Origin of the sequence: Desulfofundulus thermosubterraneus DSM 16057 (assembly GCF_900142025.1) — a bacterium.
GTDB classification, from domain to species: domain Bacteria; phylum Bacillota; class Desulfotomaculia; order Desulfotomaculales; family Desulfovirgulaceae; genus Desulfofundulus; species Desulfofundulus thermosubterraneus.
The window spans coordinates 36,781-52,956 of record NZ_FQZM01000011.1 but is presented as its reverse complement, the minus strand read 5'-3'; the positions used below and the strand labels follow the sequence as shown (position 1 = coordinate 52,956).

Annotated in this window: 13 protein-coding genes; all 13 read right to left on the bottom strand. The window is 53.9% G+C overall.

The genetic code is table 11. From position 1 onward, the window contains the following. Positions 1 to 42 precede the first annotated feature (42 nt). The 13 genes from BUA65_RS05185 to BUA65_RS05125 all read right to left on the bottom strand — a co-directional run bounded on the left by BUA65_RS05185 (position 43) and on the right by BUA65_RS05125 (position 16,057). Complete coding sequence (locus tag BUA65_RS05185) at positions 43 to 1,803, bottom strand: formate--tetrahydrofolate ligase (RefSeq protein WP_072867758.1); 1,761 nt, start codon at positions 1,801 to 1,803, stop codon at positions 43 to 45. A gap of 145 nt (positions 1,804 to 1,948) precedes the next feature. Then, complete coding sequence (locus tag BUA65_RS05180; protein ID WP_072867756.1) at positions 1,949 to 2,362, bottom strand: thioesterase family protein; 414 nt, start codon at positions 2,360 to 2,362, stop codon at positions 1,949 to 1,951. A 128-nt stretch (positions 2,363 to 2,490) separates the two neighbouring features. Next, positions 2,491 to 2,940 (bottom strand): nucleoside-diphosphate kinase, encoded by a 450-nt coding sequence (ndk, locus tag BUA65_RS05175; protein ID WP_072867755.1) that lies wholly within the window; start codon positions 2,938 to 2,940, stop codon positions 2,491 to 2,493. A 100-nt stretch (positions 2,941 to 3,040) separates the two neighbouring features. Beyond that, on the bottom strand, positions 3,041 to 4,813 hold the full coding sequence (ftsH, locus tag BUA65_RS05170) for an ATP-dependent zinc metalloprotease FtsH (RefSeq protein ID WP_500683353.1): 1,773 nt from the start codon (positions 4,811 to 4,813) through the stop codon (positions 3,041 to 3,043). Between the two features lie 138 nt (positions 4,814 to 4,951). Beyond that, the gene (gene tilS, locus BUA65_RS05165; protein ID WP_072867751.1) at positions 4,952 to 6,361 is read right to left on the bottom strand and encodes a tRNA lysidine(34) synthetase TilS; all 1,410 of its coding nucleotides are present in this window, start codon (positions 6,359 to 6,361) and stop codon (positions 4,952 to 4,954) included. 228 nt (positions 6,362 to 6,589) lie between these two features. Then, the gene (spoIIE, locus tag BUA65_RS05160; RefSeq protein WP_072867749.1) at positions 6,590 to 9,034 is read right to left on the bottom strand and encodes a stage II sporulation protein E; all 2,445 of its coding nucleotides are present in this window, start codon (positions 9,032 to 9,034) and stop codon (positions 6,590 to 6,592) included. Positions 9,035 to 9,099: 65 nt separating this feature from the next. Next, positions 9,100 to 10,005, bottom strand: coding sequence for a Ppx/GppA phosphatase family protein (locus tag BUA65_RS05155; protein ID WP_072867818.1), 906 nt, complete (start codon positions 10,003 to 10,005; stop codon positions 9,100 to 9,102). 91 nt (positions 10,006 to 10,096) lie between these two features. Further along, positions 10,097 to 10,486, bottom strand: coding sequence for a S1 RNA-binding domain-containing protein (locus BUA65_RS05150; protein ID WP_072867747.1), 390 nt, complete (start codon positions 10,484 to 10,486; stop codon positions 10,097 to 10,099). Between the two features lie 99 nt (positions 10,487 to 10,585). Beyond that, positions 10,586 to 10,900: an FtsB family cell division protein gene (locus BUA65_RS05145; protein ID WP_242656235.1), complete on the bottom strand. Its 315-nt coding sequence runs from the start codon at positions 10,898 to 10,900 to the stop codon at positions 10,586 to 10,588. 419 nt (positions 10,901 to 11,319) lie between these two features. Continuing rightward, positions 11,320 to 12,954, bottom strand: coding sequence for a response regulator transcription factor (locus BUA65_RS05140; protein ID WP_072867744.1), 1,635 nt, complete (start codon positions 12,952 to 12,954; stop codon positions 11,320 to 11,322). A 21-nt stretch (positions 12,955 to 12,975) separates the two neighbouring features. Further along, positions 12,976 to 14,202, bottom strand: a complete 1,227-nt coding sequence (locus tag BUA65_RS05135; protein WP_072867743.1) for a sensor histidine kinase — start codon at positions 14,200 to 14,202, stop codon at positions 12,976 to 12,978. Between the two features lie 204 nt (positions 14,203 to 14,406). After that, entirely contained in the window at positions 14,407 to 14,871 is a 465-nt protein-coding gene (locus BUA65_RS05130) for a DUF1097 domain-containing protein (protein WP_072867741.1), read from the bottom strand. 82 nt (positions 14,872 to 14,953) lie between these two features. Continuing rightward, positions 14,954 to 16,057, bottom strand: a complete 1,104-nt coding sequence (locus BUA65_RS05125) for a glycerol dehydrogenase (protein ID WP_072867739.1) — start codon at positions 16,055 to 16,057, stop codon at positions 14,954 to 14,956. Positions 16,058 to 16,176: the final 119 nt, after the last annotated feature.

Below are 16,176 nucleotides of genomic sequence, written 5' to 3'. Positions count from 1 at the left end.
CTACACCCCGGAAATCCGGGGTGTACGAGTGATTTTTTTCTTTTAGAAGAGGCCGATGACCTTTCCGGTATTTACATCCACGTCTATTCTCCGGAAAGCGGGGTCGGAACTGGTTCCGGGCATCAGGCTAATGGTACCGGTCATCGGGCAGAGGAACTTGGCACCGGCAAAGATTAAGACGTCACGCACCGGCAGAACCCAGCCCTTCGGCACGCCCTTGGCATCGGGATTGTGGCTCAAGCTCAAGTGCGTCTTCACCATCATGGTGGCAAAGTCGCGGTAGGCGGGGTTTTCTTCGATCATCTTGGCCTTGGCTTCCGCTTCCGGAGTCCAAACTACACCGTCGGCTCCGTAGACTTCCTTGGCGATAATCTCCACCCTCTGCCGCAGCGGCATTTCCAGCGGGTAGAGGAACTTGAAGTCCACCGGGTCATTGCAGGCATCGATGACGGCATCGGCCAGTTCCAGAGCACCTTCGCCGCCCTTGAGCCAGTGCTCGGACACCGCGCAGCGGGCGCCAGCCTGCTCCACCAAACGGCGCACCAGCTTGATTTCCTCGGGTGTGTCGGTATAGAAGGAGTTGATGCAGACCACCGGGTTGATACCGGCCTTCTTGACAATACCGATGTGATGGATCAGGTTCTCGATGCCCTTCTCCAGCAAAGGCAGGTTTTCCCTGGTGTACTCTTCGGGGATCGGCCGGCCCGGCACCACCTTCGGCCCGCCGCCGTGCATCTTCAGAGCGCGGATGGTAGCCACTATTACAGAAACGTTGGGCACCAAACCGCTCATGCGGCACTTGACGTTCCAGAATTTCTCAAAACCGATATCGGCGGCAAAACCGCTCTCGGTAACGTGGTAGTCGAACATTTTCAGCCCGATCCGGTCGGCAATAATCGAAGACTGGCCAATGGCAATGTTGGCAAAGGGACCGGCATGCACCAGCACGGGCTGGTACTCCACAGTGGAGATCAGGGTGGGGTTGATGGTGTTGCGCATGAAGGCGGTCATGGCACCGGCCACTTCCAGGTCACTGGTGGTAACCGGATTGCCCTTCATATCGTAGGCCACGATGATCTTACCTATGCGTTCGCGCAGGTCTTTTAAATCGTTCGCCACCGCCAGGATGGCCATAAGCTCGGAACTGACGGCAATCTGGAACTTGGACTGCATCATGTAGCCGTCCATCCGGCCACCGATACCGATGATGATGTTGCGCAGCGCCTGGGCACAGAAGTCGATGGTCCAGCCCATTTCCACCCTGGTGGGGTCGATATTCAGGCGGCGCAGGTTCCGCTTGGCCAGCTCGGCATCATCGTAGTTGCGCTCGTGCTGCATGCGGGAAGTAAGGGCCACCATGGCCAGGTTGTGGGCATTCATGATGTCGTTGAGGTCACCCGTCAGACCCAGGGAAAACTCGGTCATGGGGATGGCCAGAGCGTTGCCGCCGCCGGCTGCCGTACCCTTGATGTTGAAGGTGGGACCACCCGATGGCTGGCGGATGGCACAGCCCACATTTTTGCCCCGCTTGCCCAGACCTTCAACCAGGCCGATGGTGGTGGTCGTCTTACCCTCTCCCAGGGGGGTGGGAGTAATGGCCGTAACATTGATATATTTACCGTTCGGCCTGTCTTTCAGGCGGTCGATGATTTTCATGAAATCGAGCTTGCAGATTCTGCCGTAGGGAATGATCTCATCCTTCTCCAGGCCGAGCCTTTCCCGCCATTCACCGGGAGTAGGCATATTCTTTTCTGCTTCTTCGGCGATTTGCCAGTCCGCCATCTTGGTGGCATCGTAAGGCATTTAATTCGTCCTCCCCTTTCTTTTACAAGATTAACTTAATTTTTACCCCTTTGACGCTGCAGCTAACAAATTCCTCTCCTTCCCCCCTCAATGGCAGAAATAACTTGGTATTAATTTACGATATCCCGGTAGGTACCCGGAATATCTATACTGACTTAGAGGTGGTTTTAAGCTTTGCCGCCGTCCGGGAAAGAAAACGCTCCTGGTTTACAATAAAGCGCTCGTGAGTACCGCGGCCGATCAACTCCTGTTCGTCGCGGGCTTCCACCCGGAACACCAGCCGTTTGCCGTCAATTTCCACCAGTTCCGAGCGGGCAACAACCTCCATCCCCACGGGCGTGGCGGCCAGGTGCTCCACATCCACCCGGATACCCACGGTGATCTGCCCGGGCTCCAGAAGGGGGTCCACTGAAGACAGAGCCGCCTTCTCCATCAGACCAATCATCGCGGGAGTGGCAAAAACCTTCGCCCCGCCGCTGCCGTAAGCCAGGGCGGTATTGTCCTCCGTCACCCGGGTAACAGCCTCGCCCTGCAAACCGATCTTGAGTTCTCCCGCCATCTCCCTTCACCCCCTGTTATCCACTTCTAGTTCGTCACTTTATCAGAGAATTCCTGCTTAAAAAAATTTTTTTATATGTTCACAAAAAATTCTGCACAGAACAAAGGAGTGGCTTCCTTCCGCCACCCCTATTCATAAATCCAGCGGTCCACATCCCGCCGGTAGTCCACCAGTTCTTCCGGAGAAAAGAAAAGGTTGATTTCCCGCCCGGCACTGGCCGGGGAATCGGAGCCATGGACTACATTGCGGCCAATGTCCATGCCGTAAGTGGCCCGGATCGTCCCGGGAGCCGCCTTCAAGGGATTGGTAGCTCCCATCATTTCCCGTACCGTAGTAACCGCATCCTTCCCTTCCAGCACCATGGCCACCACCGGCCCCGAAGTAATGTACTCGACCAGAGGGCCAAAGAAGGGCTTGTCCTTATGTTCTCCGTAATGTTTCTCCGCCAAATCCCGCGGGATGCGCATCATTTTCAAGCCGACAATCTTCAGCCCTTTCTTCTCAAAACAGGCAATAATATTCCCTACCAGGTTTCGCTGTACACCATCGGGTTTAATCATCACAAAGGTCCGTTCCATAAGACAACTCCTCCTGTATGTAATTACCCAGCACTCAACACCCATCGCAACACTCAGCTTCTAAGGTATTAACTTAACCTGGGTGTTGAGTGCTGGGCGTTTAATTCCTGGCGCTGTGCTCCTCTTCCCCGGCCTGTTTCATCAGGGCGGCAAATTCATCCGCCTCCAGGGTTTCTTTATCAAAGAGGGTTTTGGCCACCAGGTGCAGCGTGTCCATGTGCTTTTCCAAAAGCTCTTTGGCCCGGTTGTAACAGCTCTCAATCATGCGCCGGACTTCCTTGTCGATGGCCGCGGCCACTTCCTCGCCGTAGTTCCGGTCCCGGGCCAGGTCCCGCCCTAAAAAGACCGTTTCTTGTTTACGCCCCAGGGTCATGGGTCCAATCTCTTCACTCATGCCGTACTCCATGACCATGCGCCGGACGATTTCGGTGGCCCGCTCCAGGTCGTTCTGGGCACCGGTGCTTATTTCTTTCAACACCAGAGCCTCCGCCACCCGGCCGGCCAGCAGCATGGTCACCTGGTCCAAGAGCATGGAGCGGGTCATGTAATAGCGATCTTCCTTGGGCAAAAGCAGGGTATACCCCCCGGCCCTGCCCCGGGGAATGATGGAAACCTTATGCACCGGATCGGTATTGGGCAGGAGATAGCCAACCACCGCATGGCCGGCTTCATGATAGGACACCAGTTTCTTTTCCTGTTCGCTGATGACCTTGGATTTTTTCTCCGGACCGGCAATGACCCGTTCTATGGAGTCCTCCAGTTCCTGCATGGTAATCTGGGTTTTATTGTTGCGGGCAGCCAGGAGGGCGGCCTCGTTCACCAGGTTGGCCAGGTCGGCACCCGTAAAACCGGGGGTGCGCCGGGCCAGCACATCCAGGTCCACGTCGGGAGCCAGAGGTTTGCCCCGTACATGCACCTTGAGAATCTCCTTGCGTCCCGCCACGTCGGGAATGTCCACCACTACCTGCCGGTCAAAGCGGCCGGGCCTTAAAAGGGCGGGATCCAGGATATCCGGCCGGTTGGTGGCGGCAATGATGATGATCCCTTCGTTGGGGCTGAAGCCGTCCATTTCTACCAGGAGCTGGTTCAGGGTTTGCTCCCGCTCGTCGTGGCCGCCGCCCAAACCCGCCCCCCGCTGCCGGCCGACGGCATCAATTTCGTCAATAAAAACAATACAGGGGGCGTTTTTCTTGGCCTGGTCAAAAAGATCCCGCACCCGGGAAGCGCCGACACCCACAAACATCTCCACGAAATCCGAACCGCTAATGCTGAAAAAGGGCACCCCGGCTTCCCCGGCCACAGCCCGGGCCAGAAGGGTCTTCCCGGTCCCGGGCGGCCCGTAGAGGAGTACCCCTTTGGGAATGCGGGCTCCCAGTTCGGCAAATTTTTTAGGGTTTTTCAAGAACTCTACAATCTCCTGCAGTTCTTCCTTAACCTCATCGGCACCCGCTACATCTGCAAAGGTTGCCCGTTTTTTATCGTCGGTATGCAGGCGGGCCCGGCTTTTGCCGAAGGACATTACCCGGTTGCCCCCGCCCTGGGTCTGCTGCATCATGAAGAAGAAGAGCAATATGAATATTAAGATGGGCAAAAGGCTGGTCAGGATATTGGCCCACCAACCCGGGGAGGGGGGCTCTTGAATTTTTACTTCAACCCCTTTTTCCAGCAAAAAAGCAGCTATCTGGGCATCATTTTTCAACCCTGTAACCTGAAACCTGGTACCGTTTTTCGTTGTCCCGGCGATCAGGTTTGTATGTTCCCGGGACTGAATGGTCACTTCCTGAACCTGGCCCTGATTTACTGCCTGGAAAAACCTGTTGTAAGTCCACTCTTCCATCCCTGTATTAGGTGGCTGGGTATATTTAATCAGCATTATAATAACCAGCACGATCAGCAGGTATATGCTTAAATTTTTCAGGACCTTGTTCAACAAAGCCACTCCTCTCGACAAAGCCGGTCAATTCAACCATAAGTTTAATTCTAACATATTTACGGTCCTGTTACAATTATTTTATGCACCCGGCACTTTTCCCTCCAGGATTTGCAGATAAAGGCACCTCTTTGTATCAGGGGTCACTTTCCATGGTTCGCCGGGACGCACTCCCCCCACCCAGATAATTTCGTCCCCCGCCACAACCAGGGGCAGGCAATCCCGCTCCTCCCGGGGAATCCCCTGCTCAATGAGAAACTTTTTTAATTTCACATGGGCGGCCATGCCAAGGGGCTGAAACCGGTCTCCCTCCCGGCGTCTGCGAACGGTCAGTAGCCCGGGCAGGGTATCATAATCTAAAAGGGCTTCCCGGGCAGAGAGAGACCGGGGATCAGGGGCGTCGTTAATGGAAATGAGCCTGGCTTTGACGGAAGAATTAATCTCTGGAATATAGGTTATGCCCGGCACTTCCAGGGGATAACTGTAATCGGGCACACCAGGGGCATCACCCCCTATCCACAGGCGTAAAACCTGACCCTGGCGGGACGCCCTTACCCCCCGGGGGAGTTCCACCACTTTGCCTCCAACAGGGTTATGCAAAAGGGCCAGCAGGCACTCCACCTGTAGATAGGACAAATCTGCTTCACCGGTGAGGTGACGCCAGGCCCGACGCAAAACACGGCGCACCAGGGCCGGAGGAGAGGATAACAGCTCGGCAACAGCAAAGAGCAAGCAGTGCTCCTTTTGATTTTTTAATGCCCGCCCGTAGAGGAGAGCGGCCTGTTCTTCCAGGTAATCGTTTTCCTCCCGGCAAATGTGCCCCAGGTGTACAAGAGCATCAACCAACCGCGGGTTAAAATCCGCCTCCAGGCGGGGGATTAATTCCAGGCGAATCCGGTTACGGGTGTAAATGGTTTTCTTGTTGGAAGCATCCTCCCGCACGGGCAGGGAGTGTTCCCGGCAATAATCCTCGATTTCGCGCCGGCGGATGTCCAGCAGGGGGCGAATATACTTTCCCCGGACAGGGGGGATACCCTTTAATCCGGCCAGTCCCGTGCCGCGCAGGAAATTAAAGAGAATGGTTTCCGCCTGATCGTCGGCGTGATGGCCCAGGGCCACCCGGGAGGCACCGGTACGCCTGGCCACTTCCTCAAAAAAGCGGTAACGCACCCGGCGGGCCGCATCCTGGGCCGAAAGGCCGGTGCGTTCCCGGTAAGCGGGCACGTCAAATTCTTCTACGTAGACCGGCAGTCCCAGGCTTTTGGCCAGCCCTTCCACCAGCCGGGCGTCGGCCCGGGCCTCTTCCCCGCGAAACATGTGGTTTAAATGGGCCACTGCCAGGGAAATTTGCAACTCCCCTTTCATGCGCCAGAGCAAATGCAGAAGAGCCACCGAATCGGGGCCGCCGGAAACCCCGACCAGCACCTTATCCCCGGGGGAGATCATGCGGAATTTATCCATGAAAATACGCACATCCTGCTCCAGAGCCATCCCCGGCACTCCCAAATACGCATCCGAAATACTACAATTCCACAAATAATATCTTTTTCCTTCCCGGTGGCAGAAAATGTGTTACCTTACGGGTAAATGTTCAATGGTGCCCGTTGCCCACGCTCACTCCAGTGCTCCGCAAGTCGTTCGCTTTGGACAACGCGGCACCTTGCCCGCAGTAGCGGTTTTACTGAGCAATTACCTTTACGGTCACTAAAATAGCCCTCTTCAAGAGGGCGTCGCCTTTTCCACCCGGGCCACCAGCACGGTCATATCATCAGCATTTTGCTTTTCACCGCCCGCCCCGGTCTGGGCCAGCTTGAGCAGCAGTTCAGCCATCTCCTGGGGGCTGAAATCGCTTATTTCCTGGAGTACGCCCAGGATCCAGTCCTCCTTATCTCCCGAACCGCGGTAAGAGTCGATGATGCCGTCACTGACCATGACCAGCACGTCCCCTTCCAGAAGGGTCCTGGCCACGGAAGCCACGTCAATGTCCTTGATAATACCCACCGGCAGGGAACTGGTGCGAATCATACTGACCCGCCTGTTTCTAATAAGAAAGGTAGGTGGGGCACCAATTTTAACAAAATCGGCCTGGCCTTCGTAAAGGTCCAGCATGGCCATGTCCAGGGTGGCAAAAGTTTCCCCGGGTGAACGGAGGATCATGATGGAATTAACAGTTTTTACGGCCAGGTTGCGGTCCAACCCCGTTTCTAAAAGCCTGCCCAGCAGAGACACGGCCGTACTGCTTTCCAGGGCCGCCTCCGCACCGCTGCCCATGCCGTCGCTTAAGACCAGGGTAAACTGGCCTTCCTTTAAGGGCAAGAAGGCGTAACTATCCCCGGAAACGGAGCTCCCGTTTTTACCTATCCCGGCCACCCCTAAGTTGAGGACAAATTTCAGCCCGCTATACAGGCGGAAGGTACACCACGGGTCAGGCTTAAAAACGGGACACTGGATGAAGGGCAGGGCGAAGGATTCGCCCATCAACCGGGATACCAGCGCCGCCATGTCCTTGCATTCGTGCTGCCGCCCGCAGGCGCTGCGGGTGATCATGACCTCCGTTTTGCCATCCCCCTGGCGCTGGACCCGCACTTCGGCCACCGGGAATCCCGCCTGTTTGAGCTTTTGTTTCAGCAGCTGCTCGTCGCCCGTAAGGGCCCGTACCTCAAATTCCAGTTCCGACGAAAGATTCTCAATAATCTGGGCCACACCTTTCAATTGTTCGGAAACAATCTCTTTGCTCTCGGCCAGTCTTTTCAGCCAGTAGCGGTTAAGCTTATAAGTTTCATAAAGGCAGGTGACGGTAATGGCCAGTTCCTTCGGCCGGGAACAGCGCCTTCGAAGCGTATCCGGCAGATCCGCCCCGGTGACCTGCCCGTACATTTCCACCAGGGTAAAAAGATCCAGCAGGCTCTGGTAGGTGCGAAAAAATTCCCATTCCCAGCAGGTGCGGTAAAGACCGCATCCCTGGCACACCTTGGCGGCAATCTGGTTAAACAAAGACTGCAGGGAAGGTTCTTCCTTCTCTTGGGGCGACGTGGCGCAACTTTGATTAAAACTGCGGGAAAGCTCGTCGAAAACCAGGGACCAGTTGCGCATGCGGCCGGCAACCACCGCCTGCACCCGGTCCGCGGCGGGTGTTGCACCCTGCACCTTCAAAACAACGGGGAACAGGGATTTACTTAAAGAGCCGATGTAGCGCCCCGGGATGAGCAGGAAAAGCAACACGGCCAGGGCAGTTTCCCCTATCACCGCCGTCAAATCCCCAAAATTAGCCAGGTAAACGGATAAAATGATATTGCTCAGAAGAAAACCTAAAGCAACCCCGGGCCTGCCGAAACCCCGGCACAACCCGGCCAGCAATCCCGCAAAGGAGTAGCCGCCAACCATAGCCGGAACCGCAGTATAAACCAGCCCCGGAATAACGCCCACCACCGCTCCCACGGCGGCGCCCAAACCCACGCCTCCTAAAAGAGCGGCCAGCAAAATAATCAACCGGCTCAGGAGCCCCTTTAAAGTAAACATGGCTACCTGCAAGTCGCCCGTTCCGGCCACCACCGCCGCCAGCAGCACAAGCATGGAAAACAATTCTTCCCCCGTCAAGGTGGCCAGGCCGGTAAGCTTGTCCAGGGGAGGAAGACCTGCAAGAAAAACCAGGGTTAACAGGGCGGCGAACCCGCCTTCAAAAAAGATGGTAATATACTGGTACGGAGAGGACCCGGTAAAGGCCAGCACACCTGCTTTAACGACCACAGTCAGGGAAAAGACGGCTGCCGCCACCACCAGCTGCGGCCTTTTGACGCCACCGGGCATGGCCTGTACCAATAGCCAGGTCAAAACCACGGTACCCAGTGCCCCGACCAGGGACAGGCCGGAGCTTACAGTAGCCAGGCCAGCACCGGCACCCAAAAGGGCGGCCAATCCGGAGCCCGGAAAGGTACGGGTTGCGGCGGCCACAAAGGCAGCAGCACAGGGAACAATTTCACCCAGCAAGACGGCCCGCCCCAAAAAAAAGCCGGCAATAAACAAAAGCAGCCCCTCGCGGGTCAGGAACGTTGCCCCCGCCGGCCTGCACAAAAACTGCCAGCGTTTTCGTTTTTTCGGCAAACGTTTTCTTTCTTGACCCCGTCCTGCCCGCTGGTAGGGATAGACGTTGATTTCGTCAGACACAAATGCCACCCCTTATCAGTCCCTCAATTGAAAATTATAGTACAGGGGGTGGGCTTTTTTTGTCATCATTGGTAAATTACAACATTTTTTCTTTCGACACCGGACGCGGCCTGGATGGCCAGACCGTGCATTATGTCCGTTTCACTCACCTGCAGGGAAGGCATGTCCAGTTCCCGCATCACTAATCGCACAATGCGCACTCCCGCGGCGATAATATCGGCCCTTTCCGGCTGAAGCCCGGGCAGGCGGCGTCGCTCTTCCAGAGTGCACCGGGAAAGAATAGCCAATATATTTTCCACATCCGCACGGGAAAGCACGAAACCGTGTACCCGGGCCGGGTCATAAACCGTCAGTTTTTGCACCATAGCCGCACACGTGGTAACCGTTCCGCCCACCCCCACCAGGCGCCGGGGAGAGCTGAACCTAACCTGGTTCAGCGTGGGTGAGAGGAGACGGCTGATGGCGGCATCGTCATGCCCTCCCTCGGTCATGCGCACCGCTCCCACATTGACGCTGCGGCAAAAAAGGGACCCCTCCCGTTGCCAGATAAATTCGGTGCTCCCGCCACCAACGTCCATAACCACCAGCCCCGCCGCATCCACCTCAAGCCCGGCCTGAACCCCCAGATAACTGAGATAGGCTTCCTCTTCACCGGAAAGAACCGTTACCTCCAGGCCGACCCGGCGGGCCGCCTCCAGAAACTCTTCCCGGTTGCAGGCATCCCGCACGGCACTGGTAGCCGCCGCCACCACACACTCCACCTGCAAGGGGTGTATACGTTCCAGATAATGCTTTAAGGTCTCACAGGTGCGGGCAACGGCATCCTTGTGCAAATACCCGGAGCCAATTCCTTCCCCCAACCTGGTGGTCACCAGGTCGAAATGAACCACCCGTTCCACTTTCTCCCGGTGGACGTCGGCAACCAGCAAACGGGTGGAATTGGTGCCGATATCAATGACCGCCACGCGCATAGCCAAACCCCTTTCCCTGGCCAACACTAAAAAAGCATTCCCTTTTTCGGAATGCTGTCATAACCAAGTTTATACGGATTATTTACCAGTGCTAAAGAAACCGCCTCCCGGAGCCCCGGCCGCCCCGCTTGGCATCAAGGCTCCTGCGCAGGGACTGCTGCAGCTCTTCGCTTTCTTTAAGGAAACGGCTCAGCTTTTCCTCAAAGGAAGGCTCAAACCGCCTGCGCCGGGATGACCTTTCCCCGGAATCCCTGGCCTGCCTGATGGAAAGCCCGATTTTCCCGCGGGAATCCACGGAAATCACCTTTACCGTCACCCGATCATTAACCTTTAAAAACTGGTTGATGTCTTTTACATACTCATCAGCCACTTCGGAAATGTGTACCAGACCGGTTTCACCACCGGGAAGCTGAATAAAGGCCCCGAAGTTAGCAATACCGGTCACCACGCCTTCCAAAACGCTCCCTACTTCTACAGGCATAACCTGCGGTTTTGCCTCCCTTTTTGCTGAAAACCTTGGTTAATTATATGCCCGGAAAAGCGTAAGTGTCAAGAAAGATTTTAATAACACAAGAAACTGCTATTCCCCCGGCTTTACCGGTACAATACGTGCCTCCCCCGGCTTCACCAGGCCCAGGCGTTCCCTGGCCACCTGTTCTATGTATTCGTCCGACTGTACCGTCTTCAGCTGCTGTTTTAACTCCGCATTTTTCTTTTGCAGTTCCACCAGCTGGGCCTGAAGCTGCTTCAGATCCTGCTGCATGGCATCCAGGCGGTGAAACTGGGAAAAAAATGATAGCACAAGGTAGCATAAAAGTACCAACACCAATAATCCGGGGAGCCGGTTTTTGTTGAAACGCAGGCGCCGCCGCCCACTCCCGGACTGTGACCGCAACGGGAAAGACCCTCCACTTTGATGGGTATAAGAAACCACCGTCCAGTACATCCCCCTCAACGAAGCCGTAAATGTCAGTGGTCCCGCTATGGTGCCGCCCAGCACTCACCAAAATACGACTCTGTTCCCGGTATTTTGAGTTTAATTGACGCTTCGGACCGGATTAGCTGTGCTGCCCCAACACTCACTATTCCTCTCAATCTTTGCAGCGTTAATTACCGGACAACAAAGAACAAACGGTGAAGAATTAATGAAAAGCGGGCGCGTGCCGGGTCAAAGCAGGATCGTTTTTAAAGTTGTGCTTTTTCTACGTATAGAGCTGAAAATCCTTTTCTGATTAGTAAAAAAATTCTTCACGGAAACCCCATCAAACAGTGCCGGACGGCAGTGGGTAAGTACTGAAACGAAAAAAGCAACGTCTATCCTCCCCGGCGGGCGGTAATCATCTGCCGGTAGCGACTGGGAGGAACACCCATGGCACGGCCAAAAACCCGACTGAAATAGTTGGGATCGGGGTATCCCACCTGCTGCGCCACTTCTCCCACGGGCAAATCCGTCTCGGCGAGTAGTTTCTTGGCCTTCTCAATCCGCAGGCGCATTACGTATTCTGAAAAAGTACATCCCACCTGCTCTTTAAAAGCCCGGCTGAAATAATCCGGACTCAGAAAAATTATTCGCGACAGATCGGTTAGTGAAATTTCCCGCTGGTAGTTTTCATGGATGTAAGCCAGGGCTCTTTTAACCGCCCCGGTCACCAGCTTGCCGCCGTGCTCACCGGAACAGCCGTTCCCCGTCAAGGCCAGCTCAACGAGCCAGTTTTCCATTTCTTCAACCGAGAGGCAGAGGGAAAGCTGGCGGGCGAATTTGTTATAAGCATGCACCATTTCTTCCTTCAGATCCCCGTAGCTGCCCATACTGCGCGAGAACGCCACAAGCACAGTCATCAGACGGGCTTTAATCAGATGAAGGTCGGTGCCCCGGCCGTCAAAAATAGAAACCAGGAATTCTCGAAATACCTTTCTAACCTTTTCCGCATCGCCACTGCGCAGGACTTCTATCAATTCCCTTTCTCTGGCCGCGTAAACAATTTCATCCTTGCCATTTTTATGCTCCAGCTCGTCCACATGAACTACCCGCTCCGGACCCAGGTAAAACATACCGAGATGGGCCGCGGTTTGAGCCTCCCAGGCTGCATGGGGCAACTGGCTTATATCCTCACAAAAACGAGAGAGTCCGACAGTTACCCCCAGGGAAAGCTGATCCGCAGCAGTTTCAATAATATCGTTCGCCAGCTGGCGAAGATTCTGTTCCTGGTCCGGCCCCTGGTTCCCCCACAGGCCTATCAAGATGCGGTCACTAATCGGCAGGCATAACCCCCAGGGATGCCGGTTCAAGACTTCTTCCACCAGCCGCTGCAATTGATAACGGAGCAACTCGAACCTGGTTAGAGAAGCAGTATTACCCTCGAGCCGGCTTTCCATGCACACACCGAAAGCGACCCGGGGTAACACCTCCAGCCGTACCAGCCGGGCCTGCTGTTCCACTGCAGCCCGATCTTCCCACAAACCCCAGATAAGCCCCAGGCCGAGATTAACCCGCAGCCAGGGGAGAGCCTCGGTCAGTTGTTCCTGCAACCTTTTATGTTCACTCTGCTCTTGGCGCTCCCTCAAAAGCTGGAGCCGCGTATTTCTCAATACATCTACCAGTTCCTGGGTACGAATGGGCTTGAGCAGGAAATCGCACACCCCGATGCGCAGGGCTTCCTGGACATAATCAAATTCGTTGTAAGCGGTAAGGAAAATAATGGCACTGGCAGGTAAAATTTTTCGGATTTCCCGTGCGGCGGTCAACCCGTCCATACCGGGCATCTTAATATCCAGCAAAATGATGTCCGGCCGCAGCTCCTCAGCCATCTGTACAGCCTGGCGGCCGTTCCTTGCTTCACCCACCACTTTGATTGGTTCTTCTGCCCGTTCAAGAATCAGGCGGATGGCCTGCCTTTCGAGGTGCTCGTCGTCAACAACCAGAAGACTCATTTCATTCGCATTGTTCATAAAAATCCCCTTCCGGAACCATCAACTCTTTAAGGGAATCCAGACTTTCACTGTCGTCCCTTCTCCAGGCGAACTAAAAATTTCCAGGCCGTATTTCTCGCCGAAGCAGTGCCGCAACCTCTGGTGCACATTGCTTAAACCGAGGCCGGTGGTATGTCCGAGCCCGGACCGGTTACCTTCCAGGACCTGGCTCGCCACCCCCGGTTCCATCCCCAGCCCGGTATCGCGAACTTCAATGCATATCCTTTCTCCAAAACACCGGGCGTTGATGAATATGGTTCCCCCGTCCTCTTTGAGTTCCAGGCCGTGCACGATGGCGTTCTCGACCAGCGGCTGCAGGGTCATCAGGGGAATCATGGCATTCAACGCTTCGGGTTGGGCGTGAATTTTAACTTTAATATGATTCCCATACCGTGTTCTCTGGATAAACAAATAGTTAGTAATATGTTCCAGCTCCTCCCGAAGGGAAACCATCTGGTCTATCTTGCGCAGAGTGTACCGGAGCAGCCCGGACAGCGCATAGATCAATTCTTCGGTCTGGGAGGCCCCTTCAATCATGGCCAGCCGGCAGGCAGCATTGAGTGTGTTAAACAGGAAGTGGGGGTTAACCTGGGACTGCAGGGCACGCAGTTCCAGCTGGTGCATCACCCGTTCCATATCGGCCTTTTCTTTAAGCTGCCGGGTGAGACGTTGGCTGGTAATGCGTGATACGCTCATCTCGACAATATAATTGGCCACTATTTGCAAAAGTTCTCCGGCAGCCCGGATTTTTTCCTCCGTAACCACCTCTATCTTGTGCAGCGCAGCGCACATTTTTTCTTCGTCCAGCCCGTACTGGCGGGCCACCTGCCGAACCTGCTTAATCTGCTCCTCCTGCGGAGGCTCCAGCAATACCTGCCCGCAAAGTACCGCTCCCCAGTACACGCCGTCCACAATTAGCGGGGCCGCCATATCGATCAAAGTACAGTGGCACTGGTGCAGGCTGAGGCTTTTCCACTTGGCTGCCGCCTCACCTACACGCCGATCCGATTCATAACACCCTTTCTCACCAACCGGCGAGGAGCGCACCAAACGGCAAAAGGCGGTGAAATTACTGGGCTTGGTGATGGGTGTTCCGTCCACGTCCACCACGATGGCCGCAACACCCGTGGCTCTGGCAAATTTATCCACGACCTCCTGCAGCAGGGATACTGCCACTAATTCCCTCAGATAGCCCTGCACCGGCAGGCCATAAACGTACTCAGCCATCCGGAACCCCTTCTTTTTCATTGCGATTTAGAATGTTTACTTATAATGTTTACTTATATTGCTAACAATTAAATTATTAAACATTGTTACGTCATAGTCAACGGAAAGACTGTCAGTAAATTATGTAAAAAGCCTTCAGCGGATCATTTCCAGCTGAAGGCAAAGATTTTTTGAGGTCATAAAAATTTGATAATTAAAATTATCCTAATGAGCTGCGGAATCCTTTTTACCCTGTTTAGTAAATAAATTGGGTAATATAGCGGAAATGTATCCTAATCCTATCCCGGTGACGAGCGGAATTATCGTTGGCCAAAACTTAGCACCAGTTCCAAAAAATGCTGCACAGCACGCAAACTGTGCCGGTACGAAAGCAAAAATATCAATCGGGGCAAGCATAACCATAATGAATGCAATAATCGTTACTCCGACAGCAACCCCCAATGCGGGACCACCCAGGTATGGGGCGCAGATCACCGCTAAATAACCCAGGATTACACCGCAAACCGATGGGAAAAACGTCTTTTTAACCGACTCTGCATTACCCCCGGAAGCAAAAAACAGTGCCCAACCTACAAAAGCAGGCCAGGTAAGAAGATTAAATTGGCCAGAAAAATATGTCCAAATTCCTGCCAGAACTGCTATACTTAAAGCAAGGGGGAAAAACTGCATCTTAAATTACCTCCTGTATTTTGTGGGGCCGGAGCGAAAAATTCGCTCCGGCTTTTCTCTTTTAGTGATTTTACCAGGGGAATTATCTTTTTGCGAGATAAGCTTTTCCAATAGCATCGGCACCATATATTGCGTTGTAGACCATCTGTGGTGTCACAGGGAAAGGCATATTGTGAACCATCATACCAGGTTCACATACCTTTTCAGCTACGCGCATAATCTTTTCAGGGGTAGGATCTGTAACCCCTATCTGCGCCAGAGTTACAGGAAGCCCGACCCTCGTGCAAAAATCCAGGACCTCATTGATTTCTGCCCACGGACGGTCTTCCAGTACCAGGTGGGCCAGGGTACCGAAGGCAACTTTTTCCCCATGATAGCTATGGTGGGTTTCTTCCAGCACTGTTAATCCATCATGAATAGCATGAGCTGCTGCAAGGCCAGAGCTTTCAAAACCAATACCGCTAAGCAGCGTGTTGGCTTCTATTATCTTTTCAACTGCTGGTGTTGCCACTCCCCTTTCTACGGCAAGCTTAGCAGCCTCTCCATATTCTAACAGGATATCATAACAGAGTCGTGCCAAGTTTAATGCAGTAACGGTAGTATACCCACCAGGAATATTCTTTGCTGCAGATTTAGCACAAGAATCAGCTTCAAACCAGGTTGCAAGAGCATCTCCCATACCAGAAACCAGGAAGCGTACCGGAGCTTTAGCAATAATGGCAGTATCGACAACCAGCAGATTGGGGTTTTGGGGTAGGATAAAGTAACGATCAAAGACACCTTCTTCTGTGTAAATAACCGCGAGGGCGCTACATGGAGCATCCGTAGCAGCAATAGTAGGAACGATAACAACCGGTTTATTCATTAAGCATGCAACTGCTTTGCCTGCATCAATGACTTTACCGCCACCTACAGCAACTATGAAATCTGCCCCCGCTGCTGTAGCAGCAGCTTTAAGTCTCTCTATTTCGCTATCGCAACACTCTCCCCGAAATACTTCAAATACAGAATCTACATTATGCTCCTTTAAACTTTTTTCAATATCTCCACGGGTTTCTTTTAGGGCAGTTTTTCCTCCAGTTATGAAAGCTTTTTGCCCAAAGGTTTTCACCTGCTCACCCAAGGAATGGATCGCCCCGGGGCCCTGCACATAGCGACTTGGAGAAATTAGTATTTTGATGCTCATATTTCTTCCTCCTCATATAATAATTGAATGAAAATGTGCTCGTTGAAAAACAGTTAGTACAGGTACAACAGGTTGATTCTGCAAATACTTAAAACAACTAAATCTCTCCCTTGCAGCTC